The sequence below is a fragment of the Clostridium hominis genome, assembly GCF_014287825.1.
Lineage (GTDB): Bacteria > Bacillota > Clostridia > Clostridiales > Clostridiaceae > Clostridium > Clostridium hominis.
The window spans coordinates 1-25,019 of the sequence record NZ_JACOOO010000041.1; the positions used below are offsets into that span (position 1 = coordinate 1).

25 protein-coding genes and 1 riboswitch are annotated in these 25,019 nt (G+C 27.2%); of the genes, 20 read left to right on the forward strand and 5 right to left on the reverse strand.

Translation table 11 applies throughout. The features are described 5' to 3' along the window. Nucleotides 1–725 (forward strand): tetratricopeptide repeat protein (locus H8S20_RS16965; protein ID WP_186860847.1); only part of this gene is annotated, 725 nt, incomplete at its 5' end. Nucleotides 726–845: 120 nt separating this feature from the next. After that, a complete protein-coding gene (locus H8S20_RS16970) occupies nucleotides 846–2,075 on the forward strand; it encodes an MFS transporter (RefSeq protein WP_186860848.1) in 1,230 nt (409 codons plus the stop codon). 421 nt (nucleotides 2,076–2,496) lie between these two features. Here H8S20_RS16970 and H8S20_RS16975 read toward each other — a convergent pair whose 3' ends face one another. After that, nucleotides 2,497–3,234 (reverse strand): polysaccharide deacetylase family protein, encoded by a 738-nt coding sequence (locus H8S20_RS16975; protein WP_186860849.1) that lies wholly within the window; start codon nucleotides 3,232–3,234, stop codon nucleotides 2,497–2,499. Between the two features lie 165 nt (nucleotides 3,235–3,399). Between H8S20_RS16975 and H8S20_RS16980 the strand changes: the two genes are divergently transcribed. The 3 genes from H8S20_RS16980 (at nucleotide 3,400) to H8S20_RS16990 (ending at nucleotide 5,618) form a co-directional block, all read left to right on the forward strand. Next, nucleotides 3,400–3,633 (forward strand): TIGR04540 family protein, encoded by a 234-nt coding sequence (locus H8S20_RS16980; RefSeq protein WP_032119375.1) that lies wholly within the window; start codon nucleotides 3,400–3,402, stop codon nucleotides 3,631–3,633. 121 nt (nucleotides 3,634–3,754) lie between these two features. Then, a complete protein-coding gene (locus H8S20_RS16985; RefSeq protein ID WP_186860850.1) occupies nucleotides 3,755–4,918 on the forward strand; it encodes an AI-2E family transporter in 1,164 nt (387 codons plus the stop codon). A 94-nt stretch (nucleotides 4,919–5,012) separates the two neighbouring features. Next, nucleotides 5,013–5,618 carry an ATP-dependent Clp protease proteolytic subunit gene (locus H8S20_RS16990; RefSeq protein ID WP_186860851.1) on the forward strand — a complete coding sequence of 202 codons (606 nt, stop codon included), beginning with the start codon at nucleotides 5,013–5,015 and terminating at the stop codon, nucleotides 5,616–5,618. Nucleotides 5,619–5,777: 159 nt separating this feature from the next. Here the strand turns inward: H8S20_RS16990 and H8S20_RS16995 are convergent, their stop codons facing one another. Further along, on the reverse strand, nucleotides 5,778–6,341 hold the full coding sequence (locus tag H8S20_RS16995) for a serine/threonine protein kinase (RefSeq protein WP_032119372.1): 564 nt from the start codon (nucleotides 6,339–6,341) through the stop codon (nucleotides 5,778–5,780). A 153-nt stretch (nucleotides 6,342–6,494) separates the two neighbouring features. On the opposite strand from H8S20_RS16995, the gene H8S20_RS17000 reads away from it, so the two are divergent. Beyond that, entirely contained in the window at nucleotides 6,495–6,944 is a 450-nt protein-coding gene (locus H8S20_RS17000) for a hydrogenase maturation protease (RefSeq protein WP_186860852.1), read from the forward strand. 31 nt (nucleotides 6,945–6,975) lie between these two features. Here the strand turns inward: H8S20_RS17000 and H8S20_RS17005 are convergent, their stop codons facing one another. Further along, nucleotides 6,976–7,275: a hypothetical protein gene (locus H8S20_RS17005; protein WP_032119370.1), complete on the reverse strand. Its 300-nt coding sequence runs from the start codon at nucleotides 7,273–7,275 to the stop codon at nucleotides 6,976–6,978. Between the two features lie 238 nt (nucleotides 7,276–7,513). Here H8S20_RS17005 and H8S20_RS17010 point away from each other — a divergent pair, with 238 nt between their 5' ends. The 11 genes from H8S20_RS17010 (at nucleotide 7,514) to H8S20_RS17060 (ending at nucleotide 19,803) form a co-directional block, all read left to right on the forward strand. After that, nucleotides 7,514–8,215 (forward strand): MgtC/SapB family protein, encoded by a 702-nt coding sequence (locus H8S20_RS17010; protein WP_243177747.1) that lies wholly within the window; start codon nucleotides 7,514–7,516, stop codon nucleotides 8,213–8,215. Between the two features lie 439 nt (nucleotides 8,216–8,654). Beyond that, nucleotides 8,655–10,292 (forward strand): ribosomal protection-like ABC-F family protein, encoded by a 1,638-nt coding sequence (abc-f, locus tag H8S20_RS17015; RefSeq protein ID WP_186860853.1) that lies wholly within the window; start codon nucleotides 8,655–8,657, stop codon nucleotides 10,290–10,292. A 674-nt stretch (nucleotides 10,293–10,966) separates the two neighbouring features. After that, entirely contained in the window at nucleotides 10,967–11,476 is a 510-nt protein-coding gene (locus tag H8S20_RS17020) for a DedA family protein (protein ID WP_186860854.1), read from the forward strand. Between the two features lie 7 nt (nucleotides 11,477–11,483). Next, entirely contained in the window at nucleotides 11,484–12,767 is a 1,284-nt protein-coding gene (locus tag H8S20_RS17025; protein WP_186860855.1) for a glycosyltransferase, read from the forward strand. Then, nucleotides 12,736–13,401, forward strand: coding sequence for a hypothetical protein (locus tag H8S20_RS17030; protein ID WP_186860856.1), 666 nt, complete (start codon nucleotides 12,736–12,738; stop codon nucleotides 13,399–13,401). The genes H8S20_RS17025 and H8S20_RS17030 overlap by 32 nt, the downstream gene beginning before the upstream one ends. Before the next feature lie 189 nt (nucleotides 13,402–13,590). Beyond that, a complete protein-coding gene (locus H8S20_RS17035) occupies nucleotides 13,591–14,496 on the forward strand; it encodes a glycerophosphodiester phosphodiesterase (protein WP_186860857.1) in 906 nt (301 codons plus the stop codon). A gap of 118 nt (nucleotides 14,497–14,614) precedes the next feature. Then, nucleotides 14,615–15,013, forward strand: a complete 399-nt coding sequence (locus H8S20_RS17040; RefSeq protein WP_186860858.1) for a hypothetical protein — start codon at nucleotides 14,615–14,617, stop codon at nucleotides 15,011–15,013. A 125-nt stretch (nucleotides 15,014–15,138) separates the two neighbouring features. Continuing rightward, nucleotides 15,139–15,822 (forward strand): response regulator transcription factor, encoded by a 684-nt coding sequence (locus tag H8S20_RS17045; RefSeq protein ID WP_032119365.1) that lies wholly within the window; start codon nucleotides 15,139–15,141, stop codon nucleotides 15,820–15,822. Beyond that, complete coding sequence (locus H8S20_RS17050) at nucleotides 15,797–16,819, forward strand: sensor histidine kinase (RefSeq protein WP_032119364.1); 1,023 nt, start codon at nucleotides 15,797–15,799, stop codon at nucleotides 16,817–16,819. The genes H8S20_RS17045 and H8S20_RS17050 overlap by 26 nt, the downstream gene beginning before the upstream one ends. Before the next feature lie 144 nt (nucleotides 16,820–16,963). After that, nucleotides 16,964–17,719, forward strand: coding sequence for an ABC transporter ATP-binding protein (locus H8S20_RS17055; protein WP_032119363.1), 756 nt, complete (start codon nucleotides 16,964–16,966; stop codon nucleotides 17,717–17,719). Next, a complete protein-coding gene (locus H8S20_RS17060; RefSeq protein WP_186860859.1) occupies nucleotides 17,719–19,803 on the forward strand; it encodes an FtsX-like permease family protein in 2,085 nt (694 codons plus the stop codon). The genes H8S20_RS17055 and H8S20_RS17060 overlap by 1 nt, the downstream gene beginning before the upstream one ends. Nucleotides 19,804–19,858: 55 nt before the next feature. On the opposite strand, the gene H8S20_RS17065 is transcribed toward H8S20_RS17060, so the two are convergent. Both H8S20_RS17065 and H8S20_RS17070 read right to left on the reverse strand, forming a co-directional pair. Next, the gene (locus tag H8S20_RS17065; protein WP_186860860.1) at nucleotides 19,859–20,422 is read right to left on the reverse strand and encodes an NUDIX hydrolase; all 564 of its coding nucleotides are present in this window, start codon (nucleotides 20,420–20,422) and stop codon (nucleotides 19,859–19,861) included. Nucleotides 20,423–20,433: 11 nt separating this feature from the next. Beyond that, nucleotides 20,434–22,335 carry a type I glutamate--ammonia ligase gene (locus tag H8S20_RS17070; RefSeq protein ID WP_032119360.1) on the reverse strand — a complete coding sequence of 634 codons (1,902 nt, stop codon included), beginning with the start codon at nucleotides 22,333–22,335 and terminating at the stop codon, nucleotides 20,434–20,436. Nucleotides 22,336–22,650: 315 nt separating this feature from the next. Between H8S20_RS17070 and H8S20_RS17075 the strand changes: the two genes are divergently transcribed. The 3 genes from H8S20_RS17075 to tenA all read left to right on the forward strand — a co-directional run bounded on the left by H8S20_RS17075 (nucleotide 22,651) and on the right by tenA (nucleotide 25,018). Beyond that, nucleotides 22,651–23,130, forward strand: coding sequence for an NUDIX hydrolase (locus tag H8S20_RS17075; RefSeq protein ID WP_186860861.1), 480 nt, complete (start codon nucleotides 22,651–22,653; stop codon nucleotides 23,128–23,130). Nucleotides 23,131–23,270: 140 nt separating this feature from the next. Further along, nucleotides 23,271–23,374, forward strand: a riboswitch (TPP riboswitch). Nucleotides 23,375–23,504: 130 nt separating this feature from the next. Further along, complete coding sequence (gene thiD / locus H8S20_RS17080; protein WP_032119354.1) at nucleotides 23,505–24,302, forward strand: bifunctional hydroxymethylpyrimidine kinase/phosphomethylpyrimidine kinase; 798 nt, start codon at nucleotides 23,505–23,507, stop codon at nucleotides 24,300–24,302. A 59-nt stretch (nucleotides 24,303–24,361) separates the two neighbouring features. Continuing rightward, complete coding sequence (gene tenA, locus H8S20_RS17085) at nucleotides 24,362–25,018, forward strand: thiaminase II (protein WP_186860862.1); 657 nt, start codon at nucleotides 24,362–24,364, stop codon at nucleotides 25,016–25,018. Nucleotide 25,019: the final 1 nt, after the last annotated feature.

Consider the following 25,019-nt stretch of genomic DNA (forward strand, 5'->3'; position numbering starts at 1 on the left):
TAAACTATTTTGAAAAAGCTTATATGATTAATCCAGAAGGAAAGGGATTATTTAATATAGGGGTAAGTTACTATATAGATGGAGATTATAATAGAGCAATAGAGTATTTCAATAAAGACTTTATCTTAGAGATAGAATTAGGAAATATAGATGATGCTGTAATTGATTGTATTTACTTAGCTAATACATATTCTAATTTAAACTCAATACCACTTATGGAGAAGTACTATGATAAAGCTTTAAAGTTATCTAAAAATATAGATGATAATGTTAAAGGAAATATATATTATAATTTAGGTGCAACTTATATTAAGAAGGATTCGAGGAAGTCTCTTAAGTATTTAAAAATGGCTGAAGATATAGGCTATGGCATAGATTGTTTTTACTTGTATCAAAAGTTAGTTATTGTAAATTTAGATTTGGGAAATAATGAAGAGGCTATTAAGTATTTAGCAAAAAGTAAATATGCAGCTCATTATGAATATTTAGATAATGATACATATATTCAGCATATGATTAGAATGTTAGAAATAATTTGTAATGATAATAATTATCTTAAAAATGTTGAGTATGGAGACGTATTAAGTAAGCTTTTTTATGTCAAAGACGGAAGTATGCACTATGGATTTAAATTGTTTTTTGCAAGCTATTATGTAGAATGGCTAAAGTCAAATAGAAAGTATAAGGAAGCTTTAGAGGTTATGGAAGAAATATTTTCTTTTTAGATAGATAAAATATAGTTTTAGTATATAATAATATAGATAATTTTCCCAAAACTACTAGGTTTATTATAGATTAGTAGTTTTTGTATAATAATACTAACGAATGAAAGAGAGGTTAGTATTATGAAAAATAGGAGTAAATTATGGGATAGAAATTTTACGATAATAACAATAGGAACTATTATATCAGCAATAGGAAGCATTGGATTGAATTTTGCATTAAGTATAGTTGTATATAACAATACAAGCTCTATTATGCTTACAGGCATATATAATGCGGTTATTATAATTCCACAGGTTTTGTTCCCAGTACTAGTAGCACCGTATATAGATAGAATATCAAGAAAAAAGATAATAGTATTTTTAGATTACTTATTAGGTGCTATTTATACTATTTTTGGAGTGTATTTAATTAGTACAGATTTTAATTATTATTTATTTATAGTTGTCGGATTTATAGCAAGTACAATTGGAGTTATTTATAGCTTGGCTTACAACTCACTTTTTCCAGATCTTATACCAGAAGGTTTTGCACAAAAAGGATATTCGGTTTCAGTTTTAATATATCCAATTATAGCTGCAAGCTTTACTCCAATAGCAGCTATAGTTTATGAAAGTGTAGGAATTGAAATTTTATTTATAATTGAAGGGGTACTTTTGCTTATATGTGCTTCAGTAGAGTTATTTATAAAATACGAAGAAGGTAATAGAATAGCTGACAAATATAAATTACAAGAATATTTTACTGATATAAAAGAAGGCGTGTTATATTTAAAAAAAGAAAAAGGAATCTTATTTATTTATCTTTATATAGCCGTAACTATATTTGCTAGTCAAGGAGTATCATTATTGCTAGTACCTTTTTTTCAAAGTCATATGGTATATAATACGACCCATTACTCACTTTTATTATCTGCTGAAACTATTGGAAGAACTGTTGGAGGAGTATTACATTATATGATTAAAATACCTGAGGGAAAAAGATATGCAATAGCATCAAAAGTTTATATTATTTATGATTTATTAGATGGTGTTTTAATGTTTGTAGCTTTTCCAATAATGGTAATAATGAGATTTATTGAGGGTTTTTTAGGTGTTAACTCTGCAAATATAAGAGAAAGTTCAGTCCAAAGCTATATTCCAAAGGAGAAAAGGGCAAGAGTAAATTCATTTTTTCAATTATTAGTTTTTGGAGGGATGTTTTTAGCGAATTTAGTTGCAGGAGTATTAGGGGAGATATTTTCATTACCTATAGCAGGAGCAGTTTTCGGTTGCTGCGGAGTTGTAGGAGCATTAATTCTTATATGTAAGAACAAGATTGAAATATCTAAAATATATAATAGGGATATATAAATAAGTAGAAGAAATGAAATAAAGTGCGAAATAATATGACATAGAAAATGATAAAATTGACAGCTACAGAAACTGACCCATTCGCTAAGAACTTTTAGCCACTATTTTATGCAAAAATACTAAAATTTAAAAACTCGCTATGCTCAAACATTTAAATTTCTTAACGCATTTTCACAACGATAGTGACTAAAGTTCTAAAGCTCATTCTATGTTTCTTACACTATTAATTTTATCATTTTCTTCTATGTCATAATCATTTATTTAGTAAGAGTTAAAAGTTTGACTTCGTCAAAGTCTAAGAGCAATTGCTTAGAATTAAAAAGGCTTGTGGATATTTACAGAGTAAATATCTTGGACTGCCGTAGGCACTATTGGACTCGACGAAGTCGACTTTTGGACTGCACACTTAGTGCGCAATTTATTACTTAAGTGTATCAAATTCATAACCATTATCTTTGAAAATCTTGATTATTTCAGGTAAAGCTTGAACAGTTGTCTTTTTTGTTAAGCAATCATGCATAAGTACTATTGATGGATTTTTTAAATTACCATCTTTATCTTTAATTTCTTTTAAAATATTATTGCAGATAGTACCTACAGGAACGCTGCTTGCATGAGAATCACCTGAATCAACATTCCAATCATAGCAATGAAATCCTTCTGACTCTAGTTTAACAATTATATTTTTTGTAAAGTCTTTTCCACGGGCGTTTCTAACTAGAGTATTTTTAGAGCCACCGGGAAATCTGAAGATTCTGCATTCTGAACCAGTCATTTCTTTTATGAATTCTTGTTGCTTATTGAAACTTTTCATAAATGCTTCTTCAGAAGTATAGATCTTATCAAATTCATGGTCTGCGGTATGGTTTCCAATAGCATGCCCTTCTTCATAAATTCTCTTAACTATATCGTTATGACTAGGAATATAAGGTGATATTATAAAAAATGTAGCCTTAACATCATTTTCTTTTAATATATCTAAAATTTTAGTAGTATTCTCACTAGGACCATCATCAAAAGTTAAGTACACTACTTTTTTACTATTACTATCTGTCATTTCAGGAGGATTGTCCATAGATGCAGAAGGAATAATAGATCCAGTTAAAAGTAGAATCAGAGTAGATGTAAATAGAGTAAGTTTATTTATAAAATTCTTCAATTTCGTTACCTCCAAACTTGTTTTATATAATAGTATTTTTATCATAACAACTTTATTTATTCATTTAAGTAAATTAAAGATTTAGAAGCGCACTCACTATACATAATATAATTATTGATATATAATATAGGTGAAAAATCAGAAAAGAACTTACAAGGAGTTATTATGAGAAAAGTTTATAGAAATCCTAGAGAATTAGCTACATGTTTAAAGGATATAGTAGATGTTTATTTAGAAGATCTTATGACATATGAAAAGATGGAAGAAAAAATAGTTGCTATAGTTGAGGCTAATAAAGACAGAATATATAAAGAAAAAAATATGAATGTAAATATATCAAAATATTTAGGTGATGAAAGAGTAGAAATCATAGACAAAATAATTAAAAAAGATATGTAATTGTAGAGCTGATTTATCAGCTCTTAATTTTTTATTAAGGAACTTAATTTTTTCTAAATACTGATGTAATAATAAAATATCATGCTATAATTAAATAAAAATATAAAAGACGGGGGTTAAAATGAAAGTAGAATGGAATAAAAGATATACAACTATAGCCGTATACTCTTTCACTGTTATAGCTTGTAGTATAATTCTTTATATGTTTATATCTAATGCAGGTGAATTTTTAAGTAAAATTAGTGGGATGATAGCAACATTAAGACCATTTATTATAGGTGGCGCAATAGCATATATATTAAATTTCATGTTGAAGTTTTATGAGAATTTATTGTCTAAATGGGATAAGTTTGATAAACAATCTAAAAAGGTAAAAAGATCAGTAGGGTTAGTTCTTACATATATATCAGCTAGTATTATGCTATATTTATTTTTACAATTTGTATTACCACAATTATTAGATAGTATATTAGGATTAGCAAACAGTATACCTCAATATGTTAAAGAACTTAGTAATATTACTAATGAATTAATAGGTAAAGTTGATTTAGATCCACAGTTTATAGATGTATTAATGAAGCAGTGGAATGATTTGGTGAATACTGTAATTACTATCATAACTAATATGGTGCCTGTTATAGGAAATTGGGTTTTAGAATTAAGTTCAAGTCTATTTTCAATATTTATAGGAGTAATAGTATCAATATATATGCTTATAGATAAGGAAAAACTTTTGGCCTTATGTAGAAAAATAGTTTTTGCATTTTCTCCGAATGAAAGAGCTAAGTTTATTTTAAGAATTGCAAGAATAAGTAATGATACGTTTGGAAAGTTTTTAGTAGGAAAGATTATAGATTCACTTATAATAGGTGTCTTAACTTTCTGTATATTATCAATATGTAAGATGCCATACACACTACTTATATCAGTAATTATAGGTATAACTAATATAATACCATTCTTTGGACCATTTTTTGGAGCTATACCATCAGTAATTATTGTTTTATTTGTATCACCAACTAAGGCATTATGGCTTGTTCTTATAGTATTTGTAATTCAGCAAATCGATGGAAATATTATAGGTCCTAAGATACTTGGAGATACAATAGGAATATCAGCTTTTTGGATATTATTCTCACTTTTAATATTCTCAAAATTATTAGGATTTGTAGGGATGATAGTAGGAGTACCAATATTTGCAGTAGTTTACTCGCTTATTAAAGAAACTGTAGAGGTGAGATTGAAAGATAAAGGATTACCTACTTCTACGGAAGAATATAAATAGATATAACAAATAAATATTATACATTTAATTGTATTTAAAATTTATAAAAGTATATAATGTATTTATATACTTTTTTTTATAGGAGGAGAATTTTATGAGATTTTACGGGAATGATACTGAGAAAGCAGAGAAGAACGAAAAAACAAAAGAAATGCCAAACATAGTTATGGAAAAGTTATTTAAGTCAAGAACTATAATTATTTCAGGTGAAATAAATCAAGCTTTAGCAGAAAAGGTTGTTACACAATTATTAATTCTTGAAGAAATGGGAGATGAACCGATTAAAATATTTATAAATAGCCAAGGTGGTCATGTTGAAGCTGGTGACACAATACATGATATGATAAAGTTTGTAAAGCCAAAGGTTATAATGATAGGAACAGGATGGGTAGCAAGTGCAGGTATTACAATTTACCTTGCTGCTGATAAAGAAAATAGGTACTCTCTGCCTAACACTAGATATATGATTCATCAGCCGTTAGGTGGATTTAATGGGCAGGCTACAGATATAGAAATAGAGGCAGAAGAAATATTAAGAGTTCGTAAGAGAATTAATACAATAATTAGTGAGGCTACTGGTCAAAGCTTAGATAAGGTTGAAAGGGATACAGATAGGAATTATTGGCTAAGTGCAAATGATGCTATTAATTATGGAATAGTTAATAAAATAATAACTGAAAGCTCAGAGTTAGATAAATAATAGTCAATAGTTGAAAAAATTAATTGCCCAAAGTAAAGTGAGCTTAGAACTTAGACTTTGGGCATTAATATTTTAAGCTTAAATTTAATTAATTTTTTATGCTGTTGGAGCAGTATTTTCATCTACAAGAAATAAAACTTTCATTTTTGTTACAAGAGACTACCCATATCTTGATACTTTATTAAATCTAGCTGTATATTTATAGGAGTCAATCCAGTAAGTGAGTAGATCCGGTTTATACTGGGTTAAATCTTCTAAAAATTTATCGAAAAGATGAAGTTTAAGAAAGATTTTTATTATATCTTTTGGGTAAGGTGTGCTTTTAGAAAAAGACTTCCTAGGGTCAATAACCATTAATTCCTCTTTTTTATTTATAAAAATATGTGCATTTCGAACATTTAATCTTTTAAATTTAAGTATTTTTAAATCTTCTACAAAATCAATAATTTCAGTAGAGACTTTATAAGATAAGCCATTAGCAGATAGATATTCATAAAGATTTTCCCCACCAACATATTCTCTTACTATTAATGTGCTTATCTGAAGAATAACATTGGGGAAGAATCTACTGCTTTTAGCACAGTTAAGTATAAAAGCTTCTTTATCAGCAGCTTTTTTATTTTTAAAGCTTTTAAGGACATATCCCTCAGGACTTAAGTAGACAGAGCCTTCAGCGCCACTGCCAAGAAGTTTGCAACCTTCCAATTCAACATATATTCGCATATCATCACTTTCAAAAATACTATATATGATAGTATATTAATCTAAAGCAGGATTTGACAATAATAAAAGTGATAATTATAGATTTATCTATGTCATAAAATACTTCCTAAAATCATTAATAATATCAAGAGGGTATTATTAGGGGGAGTAGTTATGATTAAAGTATTTGGCATTGGAAATATTCTTCTTTGTGATGATGGAATAGGGGTTAGAGTAGCAGAAAATTTAAAAGAAGAGATTGAAGCTTTAGGTGATGATATAGAGGTGATTATTGGGAAAACAGATGTACTGTATTGTATAAATAAAATAGAAGAAGATGATGAGGTTATAATAATAGATTCAACATACTTTATGACTAGACCAGGAGCTGTAACAGTAAAATCTTTAGATAGGTGTGATGAGTTTATAAATTATGATTATTCACCACATGAGGAAAGTTTATTAAGCTTACTAAGAAAAGAAAGGCGAGATGTTAAAGGATATCTTATAGGTATAGAGATATCACATATAGATTATTCAGAGGAATTATCTAAAATATTAAATAGGAAGTTTAAAGATATATGTACTAGAGTTTATAATGAAATATCAGAAATAGTGTCTTAATCTTTATGATTAAGACACTATTTTTATGTGACTAATATTTGAATTTTATTGAAACTTCTTTTATTTCACCTTTGGAATTTTTTCTGATTGAGAAACTTTTTATATCTTTAAAATCATTACTTAATTGGTAGTTAAGTTCATTTATAGTAGCTTTACATTTCTTTGTTAGATCTCCATCAGTAATAATTGTAAATCTAGATTTTTTACAAGTTATTTCTTCGTGAACATCATCAAATATTACATAATACTCAGGAGCCTCTTCTAAAACAAAATACTCCTTGTTTAATGTTAATGTTGAACATAGTGAATTATCGATACATTTAATAATCATATAATACCCTCCCATAATTAAAAATATAATCAATTTAATAATAGCATAAATATAGAAAGTTACAATATTGTAAATTAAAGTAATGAAATTAATTGCTATGTAAGGTGTTTATCCATTGAGCGAACTAAGAAAAAATAAGATTATAAAGTGATTAATAAGACATAGAGTAACAATAATATATTAAAAGTAATATAAATATAGTAGATATAAAATGTATGAGGAATAATAAAGTTATACTATGTTAATAGAAAGTTGGTGTGAAATGAGTGAGTTATTAAGTGAATTAGGTATAATAGATACATTTTTAAAGCTCTTATTAGCATTAATATGTGGTGGTATCTTAGGAATTGATAGGGGAAGAAAAAACAGGCCAGCAGGTTTTAGGACATATATGTTGGTATGTGTAGCATCAGCTATGGTCATGATTACAAATGAATATATAGCAACAAAGTATGGTGGGGATCCATCAAGAATGGGTGCGCAAGTTATTAGTGGAATTGGTTTTTTAGGCGCTGGAACAATAATAGTTACAGGGAGAAATAGAGTTAAAGGACTTACTACGGCAGCTGGACTTTGGGCATCAGCATGTATTGGGTTGACTATAGGAATAGGGTATTTTTCAGGAGCCATAGTAGGATGTCTGATGATACTTGTAGCTATGGAGTTTTTGCATGGTTTAGAAAAGAATTTGATGTATAAAACTAAAGAAATGACTTTATATGTTGAATTTTCAAATATTATCGATATTGGTAAATTTCTTAAGTTTATTAAAAAAAATGGACTCAAAGTAAGTGATATGGAGCTTATAAAGTCTAATAATATAAATGAGCCAATTATAGGTGGAATATTCACTATAACTTCACCTAAGAGAACATCATATGATCATGTTATTGAAGTATTGAGAAAATCAGAAGGGATATGCACCATAGAAGAAGTATGAGATTTGTTAAAGTAAAAGTGAAAAATATTTGTAAGAAGGGGAAATTAAAAAAACAATAGACAATTTTAGGAAATGTAATATAATATAAATGTAAGAAAGTTAAATTAAAGAAAGGTAAAGGTATTAAGCAGATGAGAATGTAATGTAATTTCTATTTAGATGACAATTAAAATATAAAAGGAACCTAATAGTAGAAAAATATTTTTGCTAAGGTTTTATTTGTGTTATTTAAAGTTGAGAGATACATTACTTTTAAATTGATATAACTTTAATTAAAGTTCATCTGAATGTCAGATGATTAATTTAACTATATTATTAACTCATTTTATAGAAGGAGTGAGTTTTATTAAACTATGCTTTTGTATAGTTTAATTAGTTATATTAAAAAGGTTATTAAGTAAGTGATTATCTCTCCAAAGATGAAGGAGGGATTTTTTTTATGCTTTTAATTAAGATAGATAAAATAAAGAAATATTATGCTGATAGATTAATTTTGGATATTGATAGTTTAGAGATTTTTGCAGGAGAAAAGATAGGGTTAGTTGGAGCAAATGGAGGAGGCAAAACAACTCTTCTTAATATAATATGTGGAGTTGTAGAAGCTGATGAAGGCAACATTCATATAAATAATAATTTTTCATATATAACACAACTTGAAGAAGCTGTTGATATAGAAATAGGTAAAATATCAAAGGAATTAAAAATACCAAATGAGTATAATAGTTATTTAAGTGGAGGAGAAAAGGTTAAAGCTAGAATTGCTAAAGCTTTAAATGAAAATAAAGAACTTATAATTGCAGATGAACCAACATCAAATCTTGATGGTAAATCTATAAAATATATCGAAGAGAAGTTTAAAGAATATCAAGGAGCTGTTTTACTAGTATCTCATGATAGAGAATTTTTAGATAATATATGCACTAAGATTTTTGAGTTAGAAGGTGGTAAGGTTACAGTTTATGATGGAAATTATTCTTCATATCTTATACAAAAGGATGAAAGAATAAATAGAGCAGAATTCGAATATGATCAATATGTAAAAGAGAAAAGAAGGCTTGAGGAAGCAATTAAAGCAAAATCTTCTTTAAGAGATTCCGTAAGAAAAGCTCCAACAAGATTTGGTAATTCAGAAGCAAGATTATGCAAGATGGGTGATCAGAAAGCTAAAAAATCTATGGAAAATGCTATAAAAGGAATAGTTAGTAGAATAGATAGATTAGAAGAAAAAGAAAAACCTAAAAAAGAGCAAATTATAAAGGTTGATATTGCTGAAGGACATGAATTTTATGCTAAGTATCCTATAGATATAAACGAGATAACTCTAGAATTTGAAGAGAAAGTATTAATAAAAAAAGCTTCATTTAAGCTTAAAAAGAATAAGAAGGTAGCATTAATTGGAGAGAATGGATGTGGCAAGACAACATTGATAAACGCTATATTAGATAAAAATAAAAATATTAAGATAGCTAATAGAGTAAAAATAGGATATTTTAAACAAGGGTTAGATATTCTAGATCAAAACAAAACTATATTAGAAAATGTTATGGAAGATTCAAGTTTTAATCAAACTTTTATTAGAATAACTTTGGCAAGGTTTTTATTTAAGGAAGATTCTGTTTACAAAAAAGTTTCTGTATTAAGTGGAGGGGAGAAAGTTAGAGTTTCCCTTTGTAAAATAATTTTAAGTGATAATAATCTTTTAATTTTAGATGAACCTACGAATTATCTTGATATAACTTCTATGGAAGCTTTAGAAGAAGCTTTGAAAAATAGTAATAAAACTATGATTATAGTGTCTCATGATAGAAGGTTTATAAGTAAAATTTGTGATGAAGTATTAATTATAGATAATAAACAATTAAACTATTATCCATATTCTTATAATGAATATATAAGTAAAATAAATGAACCAACAATATCTAAAGTAGATAAGAATAAAGAAGATAGAGCAATGGTTATAAAAAATAAAATTGCGGAGACTATTTCATTAATTTCTATAGAAAATAATTCTGAAAAGAAGAAAGAATATGAAAAGAACTATGAAGAATTATTAAAGGAGTTAAAAGTATTATCATAACTGATGGAGTTTATGTTTATAATATTTTATTGTGATATTAAATAGTTTAAGGAAAGCAGTTAAAGTAAAAAAATAAAAGACGATAAAATATCTTAGTTTATAAGGCTGACTCTAAATGGAGTCAGTCTTATATTTTATAAAATATTAAAAAGATTTAATTAAAATTATGTGGATAAGTTACTTGAACATTCTATAATCAATATATAAGTTTACAGGGGGATGAGATATGGGAGTATAGAAGTTTGCAATTAAGACATTAAAATCGGATAAAAAACAAAGTTTATTTTTTATTTGTTCTATTATGCTTTCAGTTGCAGTGGTTTTTAACATTTTTAATATTATTTATAATAAGAATTTAATGGAATTTCAAAAAAAGTAAGAGTTAAATGAAGTAATTAGTAGGAAAGGTCGTTCTCAGAAGGAAATTTTCTATAATATTATTGAAGTAACATCTAAAGAAAGTCAAATATTATTTGATATGGCAAATTAAAAAGAAAACAGTATTAATATGTAAAAAGTATATCAATAGATTAGAGTGATTTTATATCACTCTGTTTTTTTGTTTATTTTTATAAGAATTACTTAAGAATTTCTTTAGATTTATATGGAATTTAACTTAAGAAGTTAAGTTTACTATAAATATATAACGATTAGTAGATAAGGAGAGTTTATATATGGATGTTAATGGAGTTATAGGTTATTTATCTAATTATGGAATGATTTTTTTATTTATAGTTATTTTATTAGAATATTTAAACCTACCTGGTTTTCCAGCAGGAATTATATTGCCGGTAGCAGGGATTTGGGTGGCAAATAGTAATCATAGTTTTATAACAGCATTAATAATATCAGTGATGGCAGGACTTATAGGAAGCTGCGCATTATATGGATTAGGATTATTTGGAGGAGAGTTCTTACTTAAGAAGTATGTTAATAAATTTCCAAAGCAAGGTAAATATATTGAAGAAAAAATGGAGTTTTTAAGAAGTAAGGGAAACTTAGGAGTATTCATAAGTAAGTTAATTCCTATGGTTAGGACATTAATTTCAATACCAGCTGGTGTTATAAGGCTAAATTTCTTAGAGTATAGTATTTATTCAGCGTTAGGTATCTTAATATGGAATGGAGCTTTTATGTCAGCTGGATACATTTTTGGTGATATAGTACTAAAAAATTTAATGTAGAAAGGGAATGGTGAGAAATATGAGAATAGCAATGTTAACTAATAATTATAAACCTTTCATAGGAGGAGTGCCTATATCTATAGAAAGGTTAGCTAATGGTTTAAGAGAACAAGGGCATGAAGTATTTATATTTGCTCCAAGTTATGAAAATCAAGTTGATGAAGAGAATGTTGTAAGATATAAGTCGCTAAAAGAGAATAATAAAATAACTGGAAAGTTTGCAGTGCCAAATATTTTTGATTTAAACATAGAAAGAAAGTTTAGAGAACTTAATATCGATATAATTCATGTTCATCATCCAATGTTAATAGGATGGACAGCTATTTACTTAGGTAAGAAATATAATATACCTGTAACATTTACTTACCATACCAGATATGAAGAATATTTGCATAATATTAAATTATATGATGCTTTAGATAATAGAAAAAATAGAGATAAGGGAATATTAAATAATATAGAAAATGATATATTAACTTTTACAAAAGAAACATTAGTTCCAAAAGGCGTAAAAACTTTTTCAAATATGTGCGATATGATTTTTGCACCAACTAAGGAAATAAAAAATTACTTAGAAGAGATAAATGTTAATACAAAGATTAATGTAATGCCTACAGGACTAGAAGATACTCATTTTATAGGAGATGAAAGTAGAACAAGAGAAATTAGAGATAAATATATAGATGATAAAAAGTATTTATTTTGTACAGTATCAAGATTAACTAAGGAAAAAAATGTAGAGTTTATTATAGATGGTATAAAAAGATTAAAGGAAAAAGTAGGAGATATATTTAAACTTTTAATTATAGGAGATGGTCCGTTAAAAGAAGAATTAAAGGAGAAGGTTTCAAATTTGGGGATAAAGTCCAATGTAGAGTTTTTAAATAATATACCTAATAAAAATATTGGAGATTATTATAGAGCTTGTGACTTGTTCCTTTTTGCATCTAAGTCTGAAACGCAAGGAATAGTTTTAATAGAAGCAATGGCAGCAAAAAATCCTGTTGTTGCAGTAAGAGGTACAGGGGTAGTAGATATTATTGAAAATGAAGTTAATGGATTTATTACTGATGAAGATATAGATGAGTGGTCAGATAAAATAGCATCTTTATTAAATAATAAAGTGAGCTTTAAAAAAATGAGTATTAGAGCATATAATACAGCTTTAAACTATTCAAGTGAAAAAATAGCTAAAATAGCAGAGAAAAGTTATATAGATGTTATTGATTTATATGGAAATAGAGGGGGAGAGTTTAGTTATGAGTTTGGATTTAGGAAGATTTATAAGTAAAGTATATATAAAATATCTGGAACTAGTATATAAAACGAGTAAAATAGAAATAAAATTAAATAATGGAGATATTATAAAAAATAGTATTATAGGATTTTGGCATGGTGATAGCTACGTTATGAATTTACTTATGAAGGAATTATCTAAAGAAGAGATAGATGTAGCTGTTGTTGTAACTGCTGATAAAAGAGGAGATTATATAGAGGAGACATTAAATTATTATAATATGAGAGCCTTAAGAATGCCTGATGGAATTAAAATGAAGTCATTTTTGAGGGAGCTTAATGATGAAAGTAAAAAAGAAAACTCAACTTTAGTAATATCGTTAGATGGACCTTTAGGACCTTTACATGAACCAAAGAAAATAGGTTTTAAGCTTGCCAATACATCAGAGAAGAATTTTTTAGCCACAAAGATAGATATTAAAAGAAAAATAACATTGACAAGAAGGTGGGATAATTATATAATTCCACTTCCTTTTTCTGAAATAAAATTTTCAATAGTTGATTTCGGGAAGGTATCTAAAGAAAATTTGATTAATTTTAATATCTATAAAGAAAAGTTAAAAAAAGAGTTATTAGATGACTATATTGAAATAATGAACGATAAGGAATTTGTAGCTGGTAATATATAATAAATTTAAAGGTTAAGATATAAGCTAAGTAGTCTAATAAAAATGACTCCTTAGCTTATATAGGTTACTTATATAATTTTGAATTCTTATTATGAAAAATAAAGGTTTCTGTATTATTCTATAGTGATTTGAGCATTATAATATTTAGCTAATAAGTGCTATAAAGCTAAAAAATTATAGGAGAAAATGATGAAATATATAAGAAAAGCATCATTAATTATTATGCTAATAATGATGTTATATATTACTTTAGAACATATAGATAATTTAGATAGAAATTTGTTTGAAAATGGAGTGTATAAAGAATTAAATGAAAATACAAAAGTCTGTGAAAAGAAACTATTATTAAGTAAAGGGTTAAATAATTGTTTTGAAAAGACGTTTGATTTAGAGGTTATAAGTAGGAATAATTATTGTAAAACAATAGCTCATAGAGGATACTCCAATATAGCCCCAGAAAATACTATACCTGCTTATAAAATGGCAGGAAAATATGGATTCTATGGGGCTGAAACTGATGTATATGAGACAAAAGATGGTTATTATATATTAATGCATGATGAAACTGTTGATAGAACTACAACAGGGTCAGGATTAATATCACAATTGACATTAGAAGAGATAAAAGAATTAACCATTGATTCTGGAGCTAATGTATCCAAGTATCCAGGGTTAAGAGTTCCAATATTAGAGGAGTTTTTCATCGTATGTAAAGAATATGGCATGGTACCTGTTATAGAGATTAAAAATATTAGTAATCCAATTGTATTCATTGATTTAATAAAGAAGTATGGATTAGAAGATAAATGTATTGTTATCTCTTTTAACAGAAAATTATTAGAGAATATAAGAAATATAAATAAAAATATTAATATACAAGCTATAATAGATATAACAATAGATAATATTAATTACTGTAAAAAAAATAATTTTGATATTGATACATCATATAAAGTTGTGACAAAAGAATTAGTTAGTTATGCACATTCGAAAGACGTAAAAGTTAATGTTTGGACTATTGATGATATTGAAATGCGATCAAAGTTAATACAGTATGGAGTTGATTTTATAACTACAGATTTATTTACAAACTAAAGGAATAAGTTCAATACTCAAATATATAAACTTAAGTTAGGACCAGATAGTATTAGTTAATAGATTTGATTAAAAGTTGTAATATAAATATCTATAAAAGAAAGTAGATGGTAGCATATTGAATACTTCTAAAATTATTTTAATAAATTCAATACTTTTTTTCATAGGATGGAATGGGGTAATGCTTTTAGGAGCAGACTTTCCACCACCATCAGGTTATATTTGGATGGCAATATTAATTGCGGTACTAGATTATATCCAGTATAAATATTTACGAAGTTTTTTAATAGAATTAAGAAGGAATAAAAAGAAATCATTTATAGATAATACTATATTTTTTCTTATAGGTGGTGTTGCTATTTCATCATTAATATTGATTGTAAGATTAAATTTAATGTTATCTCAGCCATTTGTTGATTGGATTACATTTATAATAGTTGTAACACTTGTAGGAGTAATCTATGGGGTTTTATTTTGGATTTTTAATTATATACTAGTAAAATATTTTGCCAAATAGTAGAAGAGGAATGCGTTAATAGCATTCCTCTTCTATATCCTTAGATTCTTGTTTATTCTTTAGAAGAAGTTAGATTAGTTTTATAGTATAATCGAATTAGATATGTTTACTAACTGGAGGATAGGATGAAGATATTACTAATAGAGGATGATATTAAACTGAAGGAATACATTGGGGAATATTTAAGTGCATATGATTATAATGTTTATACAATAGATAATTTTAATAATGTAATGGAAAGTGTTGAGGAAATAAAGCCTAATTTAATAATATTAGATATAAACTTGCCTAAATTTGATGGATTTTATTATTTAAAGCTAATTAGAAATAAGAGTAAAACACCAGTTATTATACTTTCAGCTAGAAGTGATGAAGGTGAACAAATAAGAGGTATGGAGCTTGGTGCTGACGATTATATTACCAAACCATTTGTAGTAGGAATACTTTTAGCAAAGATTAATGCTTTATTAAGGAGAGTTAATGAGTATATAGATGAAGGTAAATTAACTGATGATAAAAAAGATTTATATTTGATTCATGAAAGTATGAAATTAAGATATAAAGAAGATATTATTGAATTAACTAAAAATGAATATAGAATATTAAATATACTTTTAACTAAAGAAGGACAAATTGTTACAAGGGAAGAGATACTTGAAGCCTTATGGGATGATGCTGTATTTGTAGATGATAATACATTAACGGTAAATATGACAAGAGTTAAAAAGAAACTAAGTGATTTAGGTATTAAAAATGCAATTATAACTAAAAGAGGTGTAGGATATGTATTTAATGGACTTGATAGTTAGTGTTGCAAAGATAAAGAGTAGAGATCTAATAGTACTTATGATAAACACATTAGTTATAATTCTTTTTTATTATTTGTTGTTTGATGATAGTGAAATTATCTATCCATTGATGCTTAGTATATTTATAATATCTATATATTTTGTTATTGAGGTAATCAAATATAAGAATTTTAAAGAAAAATTATTAGATAGTAAAAGAAGTCCAGATTATAGTAATTCAGATTTAACGTATATGGAGGAAGAGGTATTAAGTGTAGTTATGGCTCTTCATAAAGAGTATATTAGTGATATAACAGTTTTAAAAAGACAAATAAGCGATAGAGATACTTTATTTTCTCAATGGATTCATAATATGAAGACCTCTATAACAGTTATAGATTTAGCTTGTGAGAAAAATATTTTAAATGGTGAAGAAAATAAGTGTATTACTGATATACAAGAAGAAAATAAAATTTTAAAAAAGAACTTAGAAGAATGTTTAAATATATTAAGATTAGATGATTTTTCAAGAGATTATATTACTAATAGCATAAATTTAAAGGAAGTAATAAACTCAGTAGTGAATTTAAAAAAAAGAGATTTTATTTACAAAGGAGTATTTCCTAAGGTAAGTATTGATGAAAATATATATGTTTATACTGATAAAAAATGGGCTACATATATGATAGAGCAGGTAATCAATAATTCTATTAAATATTCTAAAGAGAAAAATGGAGATATTGTAGAAATATCAGCAAAAGAACATGAAGAATATGTGGAGTTAATAATAAAGGATTATGGAGTTGGAATAAAAGAAGAGGATTTACCAAGGTTATTTGAATCTTTCTATACGGGGAATAATGGAAGAAATGAAAGGTCTTCAACAGGAATAGGGCTTTATATGGTAAAACTTATATCAGAAAGGCTAGGACATGATATTAATTTAGAATCAGTGTATGGAGAAGGAACTGTATTTACTATTAAGTTTAACATAAACAAAATCTTTGATAATAAGTAACCTTGCAAAAATGTAAGGTTATGTAAGGGGAATCCATTAGAGATTATTGGATTCCCTTTTATAATTATTAATGAAAGGTTTAGTAATGTACTTTGTATATTGAAGATAGTTTATAATTAATAGTAGGAGAGAGGTAAATTAAAGATGGAGATTTTAAAGGTAAATAGTTTAACTAAGGTTTATAGTTCATATAAAGGTGCAAAGGAAGTTGTAGCATTAGACGGAATTAACTTAGTAGTAAATAAAGGTGAATTTGTAGGTATAATGGGACCTAGTGGAAGTGGGAAGACTACTTTACTTAATATTTTATCAGGAGTAGATAAAAATACTTCAGGTGAGGTATTAATAAGTAGTAAAGATATAAGTAGAATGAAAAAAGATGATTTAGCTTTGTTTAGAAGAAAGAATATAGGGTATATATTCCAAGATTTTAATTTATTAGATAGCTTAACATTAAAGGAAAACATAGCATTACCACTTATACTTGATAAAAAGAATCCAGAGGCAATTGAGAAAAATGTAATTAAGCTTATGAACTTTTTTAATATAGGAGAATTACATAATAAATATCCTTATCATATATCAGGAGGGCAAAAGCAAAGAGTAGCAGCTGCAAGAGCTTTAATAAATGACCCAGCTATAATATTTGCAGATGAACCAACAGGTAATTTAGATTCTAAATCAGCTGATAATATAATGAATACTATAAGCAAGATGAATACTGAGATAAATAGCACTGTACTTATGGTAACTCATGATCCATTTGCAGCATCTTTCTGCAAAAGAATTATCTTTATTAAAGATGGTAAAATAAAGATGGAAATTACTTCAGGAGGAGATAGAAAGAAGTTTTTTGATAAGATACTAGAAGTTCAAAGTGTTATAGGAGGGGAAAACTAATGAAATTTTCTTCTATAATACGAAAGAATTTTACTCATAATTTTAATAAGTATATATCATTTTACTTTGTTAACTCATTAATTATAGCAATGCTTTTTATGTATGGAAGTTTGATGTTTAATAAAAGCATATTAGATACTATTGGTGAGACAGCATTTTACGAAACTATAAATATTTCACTTATGGGACTAATAGTATTTTCAATAGTCTTCATTACTTATACCAATATATCATTTCTTAAAAATAGAGGGAAGGAATTTGGTATGTATTTAACCTTAGGGATGACAACTAAGGATTTAAGCAAGCTTATAGTAGTTGAAAACTTAGGAGTAATGATAGCATCCTTAGCAACAGGGGTTATGACAGGAGCATTATTGGGAAGATTATTTTATATGGGATTAAATAAGGTATTAAAGTTTACTAATATTACATATGAGATAAATTTTAAGAGTTTTTTATTAAGTACAGGTATTTTTATATTAATTTTTCTTTGTAATGTAATATTTAATATTATTTATATAAAAAGAGTATCTATAATAGATGCAATAAAATCCGATAAGAAAAAGGAAGTTGGGAAAGCAAATGTAGTACTTGGGATAATAGCGTTAATTTTATTTGTAGTAGCTATGTATTGTTTACCTAAGACTATGTTTAAAGAAATATTTGATGGTAGTACATTTGTAATTGCTTTATGTGTTGCAACTATAATATTATCTCCATATATAATAATATCTTCAGGGATAGCTGTATTTAAATTTATAATAGCTAAGTTCCCTAGACTATATAATAAAAACATATTAGTAGTATCAAATTTATCACATAGATTTTTAGCTTATAAAAATATTTTATACATTCTTTCTATATTATTAGCAGGATCAATGTTTTATGTTGGATATAGCTATTCGATATATACTGCTAGTCGAGAAAGTATAGAGCTTAATAATCCATATGACATTATGTTTATAGAAACAGATGAATTTAATAAAGTGGAAGAAGGTAAAATAGAGGAAGTAATAAAGAATAATGGGGGTAAATTAGAAGCTTATAATGTATTAGAATATATAGAGATAGTTGTGTTTAAAGATGAGGGAGATAGATTAACATTTTGGACTGATAGTAAGAGCATTATAAGTGAAAGCAATTATAACAAGCATATGGGGATTAATATTGATGTAAAGCCTAATTGTGCAATAGATATAACTGTAACAAATGAAACTTTAGAGTATGACAACCCTAATTTGATTTTAACTTCGTTAACTGAAAAGCAATATGAGGCTATTCAAGAAATTTCAGCAGAAAATAATTATCAACTTCCAAAAGAAGATTTTAATAAGATAATGGGAAATAGTAATTTAATAGAAATTAATAAAGAAAATATAAAAGAAGAAAAAGATGTTCCTTTTATTAATTATAGATATACATTAGCTGGCTCAACTGGAAATGCTATTGTTTTAGATGACTCTGATTATAATGTAGTAAAAAGTATGATAAATGAAAACAAGAGTAAAAAGGCACATTTAATAAACTTAGATAATGGAGATAAGGCCTTTTGCGGACTAATAGATTATTTAAGAGAAAAGAACAGCTTAGACAACTCTTACTGGAATAATGGGAACCTTTGGGGAATAAGTGGTTATGATGAAAGAGCTAAGATAGAAGATTTTAGACCAATATATGTAGAAGAACTTGTGAGATTAAAAATAGAAGATAGTGGAATAATATTCTTTACAATGATATTTATAGGAATATTATTTATGATAGCAAATGGAGTTGTTTTATATTATAAGGTATTATCTGATATAGATTCTGAAAAAGAGAGAATAATTTCACTTAACAGAATAGGTATAACTACAAAAGAGATTGAAAAAATAATAAATAAAGAATTATCAATAACTTTCTTTGTACCATTATTATTTGGTGGAGGAATAGGCATGTATTTACTTTATATAATGGTATCTAATTCTGGAATGACTGAATTACTAATGAAGAAATCATTGCTAATATTTATTGATGGATTTATAATCCAAAGCATTTTCTATTTAGTAAGCAGGAGAAAATATACAAAGGAAATGTTAGCAAAATAACTTTAAAAAGTAGCATCTATAACTTGATTTGAGTTATAGATGCTACTTTTTTATCTTAGTTTAAAGCATTTATTTTTTCGTTAAGCTTATCATAAATATTTTCAATTATATATTCTTCAGTACAGAAGTCAGAAAGCTTATCTATTGGCAACCATCTAACTCCTTCAGTTTCTTCTTCATTTACAATAAGCTCTTCATTTTCATCAGCTTCTAAAAGATAAGTAACATTAAGATGAAGATGACTTGATACATAAGAACCTCTTTTAATATGACCATTAACAGTTATGACATCTAAAGAAAAGATATCATTAACAACGGGGGTTACGTTCTTTATACCGGTTTCCTCTTTAGCTTCTTTTATTGCAACATAAAGTAAATCATCATCACCATCAGCATGACCACCAGTCCAAGCCCATGAGTTGTATATTTTATGATAAATCATAAGAACCTTGTCTCTAGATTTATTTACAATATAACCAGAGCTAGTTATATGCATAACTGAATTTTCTCTAGTTAGTAAGTTGTCAAAACTAGAAATAGCACCTAAAATAAGTTCTTTATCCTTAGATTCTTGTTCATTATAAGGAATATAATCTTTTATATTATTAATCCAGCTCAAAATAAGTACCTCTATATATCTAATAAATTCTTTTTGTAGTTAGAATAAAGATTTCTTAAAAGGCTCATCTTTTCGTCTAATTCTAGGGAAAGATCAGATGCAACTTGAAGATTATTTGTAGCAAGGGCAGTTTTAATTCTTGTAAATAAGCTCTTAGTTGTATAAGTATCTTTCATTATATAGTGTCTTAAATCATTTATTTTCATCCAATTAGAAACATCTAAATCAAGAGCCCTATCTAAAGAGTGTAGGCATTTACACATTCTAACTTCATCCATATATCTGTTTATAGTTCTATTTCCAATTTCAGTCATCCATCTTTCAGTCATAGCTATTCTAAAACTATTTATTAAGCTATCATTCATTACATTATTTCTTTTTAAGATATTTAATTTTTCAGGATATAAATCTAAAGCTGAAATATTTTCAATAACTGTTCTTGGTGGATTCCCAAAGTATTTTACTATTTCTTCATCAGAGAAATGTTCAAATACATCTTCTTCTGTTCTATAAGCTCTATCAGTCTCTAAATATTCAGCTTTTTCACCAGAGCCTTTAGATAATTCAGCTAATAATTCATCTTGAGTTTTATTATTATTAACAGCATAAAGCATACCATCTAACATAGCCATATAAGAAACAGCCATAGTTATATATGTGTTTGAGTGTGGATTAGGTGAACGAAGTTCAAATCTTGTTGCTAAAGGATTTGATAAATCTCTTATTAATCCAATAAGTATAGTTCTATTTCTTGAAGGATTATCAGGACTTAAACCTAATGAAGTAACTATACATACAGGTGCTTCAAAGCCAGGTTTTAACCTCTTAAATGAAGTATTAGTTGAAGATATAAATGGGTTCATAACTTCATAATTTTTAAGAACACCCATTAGAGCTCCATAACCTATAATTGATAAGAAATGATTTTCATCAGTGTGGAATAGATTAACTCTCTTACCGTTTTTAAGTTTTAAACTTATTCCTAAATGAGTGTGCATTCCAGATCCAGCAACACCTTCTAATGGCTTTGCTGAGAAAGTAACTTCAAGACCATTTCTTCTAAATGTTTCTTGAATTAATATTCTTATAAATAACTCGTTATCTGCAGCTTGTACAGCATCTGAGAATTTCCAGTCGATTTCAAGTTGTTCCATTATGTGATTAAAGTTACCTGAAGAATCAAGCTTAGCTTTAACACCACCAACTTCTTTATGGCCCATTTCAGGTTCAAAACCATATTCGTCCATTAAAAGTAAGCATTCTTCCATAGCAGTACGAACGGCACCTTTAGTTCTAGTCCAATATTGTTCATGAAGAGCTTGAGATGTATGTAGTTCTTCAATTTCTGCTATATTGTTTGGAGTCTTAACCCAAAACTCTAATTCAGTAGCAGAAGTTATAACTATTTCTTCAATATCATCCTTTGAAATTTTATAACTAGCTAAAATTTCAGGATTAGAATTAAATATTGTCCATAAATTTTCTTTGAAAGTAGTAATTGCTGATTTTAAGATATTTCTTGAATCTACTGCAACATCATTGTGTAATAGGAAGCAAGGGATTCTTAAAGTTCCTATCGGTTTATTACAGATTGGATCAATAAAATCATAGTTATAATCAACGAACCAATTACAATTTAAGTCAGCAACCATATCTACTTTTGCATTATTTAAAGTAGCTATACCAGGAAGTACAACTGAAGAACCATCAGTTTGAACAGCTACTCCATTTAAAAAAGTATCTATATCATCTAAGAAAAGGCTTACAGGAATTTTTTCGTCTGTATCATTCCCTGAAAGATCTACTCCTACAAGTGATACAAATTTTATTTGTGGATGAAGAGTTAAAATAGACTTTAAGTCCTCAACGGAGTGTTTATTTTTAGGTATTGTATAAAGTAAATCTTTAATCATAAATTATTATTCAATAATATTAAAAAAGTTATCAGAAATATTATTGAAAAATCTTCACATCCTTTCGATAATAAGTCGTACAAAATAATAAAAAAAATATTTATCGTTCGTAATTGGTATAATGAAATTTTATTATAAGTAAATAACACTGTCAATAAAAATGTAATTTTTTGATGGATAAGTTAATTATTAAATATTATAATTATTATATTGCTAATTCTTTAAGGAGTGAAGATATGAAGGAACAAATCATAAGAAAAATATTTAAGTGGTATAATATTGTGTGGGTATATTGTATAAAGGGGGAGGATATAGATGGAGTTTCCAACACATATTGTAGCAGCAGGAGCTTTAGTTACAAATGATAGAGATGAGGTTTTACTTGTAAATAACCCACATAGAGGATGGGAGTTTCCAGGTGGGCAAATTGAAAACGGTGAGGATTTAATAGAAGGTGTCACAAGGGAGGTATTTGAGGAATCTGGAATTAATATTAAGGTTAATAAGTTAGTAGGGGTATATTCAAATACAAAATCATATTTAGGATGGGATAATAAAACTATAGTTCCGACAAAAGTTATATTTGATTTTTTAGCAATAGCGATAGGTGGACATTTAAAGTGTAGTGATGAAAGTGTAGAGGTTGGTTGGTTTGCTAAAGATGAAATGTTAAAAATGATAAGAGAACCATGGCTAGTAGATAGAGCACGAGATATGCTTTATTTTGATGGGAATATTAGTTATAGAGTTTATTCAAGTAGACCCTATGAAATATATAAAGAAAGAGAGTTTTAATTAGTATATAAATATAGTTCGATAAATATTAGGTCTTAAGTTGAGCTCTAGATATATAAGTTATGAAATTAAATAATAGAAATATTATATAGTGGTTTGACAATTTGTAACAAAGTAATATAATAAAAGTATAAAATAATAGAATTTGCTAGGGGTGCCTTATTTAGGCTGAGAGATAGTTTTGCTATTAACCCTTGTACCTGATCTGGATAATACCAGCGGAGGAAAGCATCGTAGTATATTAAAATAAGTAATAGTATTTTTGTATATAAGTATAGCTATATTCTGCTGGAATATAGCTTTTTTTTTATTTTCCTAAAATTCTATCAAGATCAGGTGAAGTGAGTGCTAAAAATATTAGGAGGATTTTATAAATGAGAAACTACAGAATACCAACATTAACAATTGCAGGATCGGATTCATCAGGTGGTGCAGGTGTACAAGCGGATTTAAAAACTTTTAGTGCAATAGGAACTTATGGAATGAGCGTTATTACAGCTATAACTGCCCAAAATACACAAGGAGTATTTCTTGTAGAGGATTTAAGTAAAGAAATAATTGAGAAACAAATAGAGGTTGTCTTTGAAGATATAGAGCCAGCAGCTGTAAAAATTGGTATGGTATCTAGTCCGGAGATAATAAATAGCATTGTAACTAGTTTAAATAAGTATAAACCAAAGTATTTAGTTGTAGATCCAGTTATGATATCTAAAAGTGGATATTCATTATTGAAGCCAGAGGCTAAAAAGAGCTTAATTGAAGAGTTAATTCCTAGGGCATATGTAATAACTCCAAATACTCTTGAAGCTGAAGAAATAGTAGGAATTAAGATTAATACAGTTGAAGATATGAGGGAGGTTGGACAAAAAATATTAGAATTAGGGCCTAAATATGTTCTTATGAAAGGTGGGCATCTAGAAGGTGATGCTGTTGATGTATTAATTGGAAAGAATATTTTTGAAGTGTACAAGCAAGAAAGACTGGAAAGAAAAAACACTCATGGAACAGGATGTACATTGTCATCGGCTATAACATCACACTTAGCTTTAGGATACGATATAGTAGAGGCTGTTAGATTAAGTAAAGAGTACATTACAGAAGCTATAAGGCATAGTTTTGATATAGGAAAAGGTGTTGGTCCAGTAAATCACTTTTACAAATTCAATGAGTAAAGTGCTAAGTAATAATTTGATTTGTTGATAATTGAAAGATGTTAGGAGAGTTAAGTAAAATGAAATTTTCAGAAGAGTTATTTGAAGAAGTAAAAGAATTATGGAACAAGTATTTACAGCATCCATTTGTAAAGGGGATAGGTGATGGAACTTTAGATAAAGATAAATTTAAAAAATATCTTATACAAGATTATTTATATTTAAAAGATTATGCAAAAGTTTTTGCTATGGGATTAGTAAAGGCTAAGACTATGAAAGAGATGAAGTTTTATTGCGAAGCTATTAAGGGGACATTAGAAGATGAGACTCAAGTTCACACTAATTATTTAAGATATTTTGGATTAAGTGATGCAGAGGTAGAGGGATATAGATGTGAGCTAACTACAGCTAGCTATACTAATTATATGTTGGGAATAGCAACTAAAGGTGACTCTAAGGAAATCGCAATGACTATAATGCCTTGCACTTGGAGTTATTATTATATAGGTAAAAATTTGTTTGATACATATAGTGATACCTTAGAAAGTAATTTTTATAAACCGTGGATAGAAGAATATTCATCAGTTGAATTTAAAGAATGTGCTAATGCATGGATAAATTATATAGATTATTTATGTGAAAATATTTCTAAGGAAGAAAAGGAAGAATTAAAGGATATATTTATAAAATCAAGTTTATATGAGATGGAGTTTTGGAATATGGCTTATGGAGAATAAG

Bases quoted from the DNA above. Each gene is read 5' to 3' on its own strand.
- H8S20_RS17035 (WP_186860857.1), top strand. From the start codon at position 13,591: ATGAAATATATAAGAAAAGCATCATTAATTATTATGCTAATAATGATG.
- H8S20_RS17020 (WP_186860854.1), top strand. From the start codon at position 10,967: ATGGATGTTAATGGAGTTATAGGTTATTTATCTAATTATGGAATGATT.
- H8S20_RS16970 (WP_186860848.1), top strand. From the start codon at position 846: ATGAAAAATAGGAGTAAATTATGGGATAGAAATTTTACGATAATAACA.
- H8S20_RS17070 (WP_032119360.1), bottom strand. From the start codon at position 22,335: ATGATTAAAGATTTACTTTATACAATACCTAAAAATAAACACTCCGTT.
- H8S20_RS16995 (WP_032119372.1), bottom strand. From the start codon at position 6,341: ATGCGAATATATGTTGAATTGGAAGGTTGCAAACTTCTTGGCAGTGGC.
- thiD (WP_032119354.1), top strand. From the start codon at position 23,505: ATGAGAAACTACAGAATACCAACATTAACAATTGCAGGATCGGATTCA.
- H8S20_RS17005 (WP_032119370.1), bottom strand. From the start codon at position 7,275: ATGATTATTAAATGTATCGATAATTCACTATGTTCAACATTAACATTA.
- tenA (WP_186860862.1), top strand. From the start codon at position 24,362: ATGAAATTTTCAGAAGAGTTATTTGAAGAAGTAAAAGAATTATGGAAC.
- abc-f (WP_186860853.1), top strand. From the start codon at position 8,655: ATGCTTTTAATTAAGATAGATAAAATAAAGAAATATTATGCTGATAGA.
- H8S20_RS17050 (WP_032119364.1), top strand. From the start codon at position 15,797: ATGTATTTAATGGACTTGATAGTTAGTGTTGCAAAGATAAAGAGTAGA.
- H8S20_RS17055 (WP_032119363.1), top strand. From the start codon at position 16,964: ATGGAGATTTTAAAGGTAAATAGTTTAACTAAGGTTTATAGTTCATAT.
- H8S20_RS17025 (WP_186860855.1), top strand. From the start codon at position 11,484: ATGGTGAGAAATATGAGAATAGCAATGTTAACTAATAATTATAAACCT.
- H8S20_RS17075 (WP_186860861.1), top strand. From the start codon at position 22,651: ATGGAGTTTCCAACACATATTGTAGCAGCAGGAGCTTTAGTTACAAAT.
- H8S20_RS17060 (WP_186860859.1), top strand. From the start codon at position 17,719: ATGAAATTTTCTTCTATAATACGAAAGAATTTTACTCATAATTTTAAT.
- H8S20_RS16990 (WP_186860851.1), top strand. From the start codon at position 5,013: ATGAGATTTTACGGGAATGATACTGAGAAAGCAGAGAAGAACGAAAAA.
- H8S20_RS16985 (WP_186860850.1), top strand. From the start codon at position 3,755: ATGAAAGTAGAATGGAATAAAAGATATACAACTATAGCCGTATACTCT.
- H8S20_RS17045 (WP_032119365.1), top strand. From the start codon at position 15,139: ATGAAGATATTACTAATAGAGGATGATATTAAACTGAAGGAATACATT.
- H8S20_RS17010 (WP_243177747.1), top strand. From the start codon at position 7,514: ATGTTAATAGAAAGTTGGTGTGAAATGAGTGAGTTATTAAGTGAATTA.
- H8S20_RS16980 (WP_032119375.1), top strand. From the start codon at position 3,400: ATGAGAAAAGTTTATAGAAATCCTAGAGAATTAGCTACATGTTTAAAG.
- H8S20_RS17030 (WP_186860856.1), top strand. From the start codon at position 12,736: ATGAGTTTGGATTTAGGAAGATTTATAAGTAAAGTATATATAAAATAT.
- H8S20_RS17000 (WP_186860852.1), top strand. From the start codon at position 6,495: ATGATTAAAGTATTTGGCATTGGAAATATTCTTCTTTGTGATGATGGA.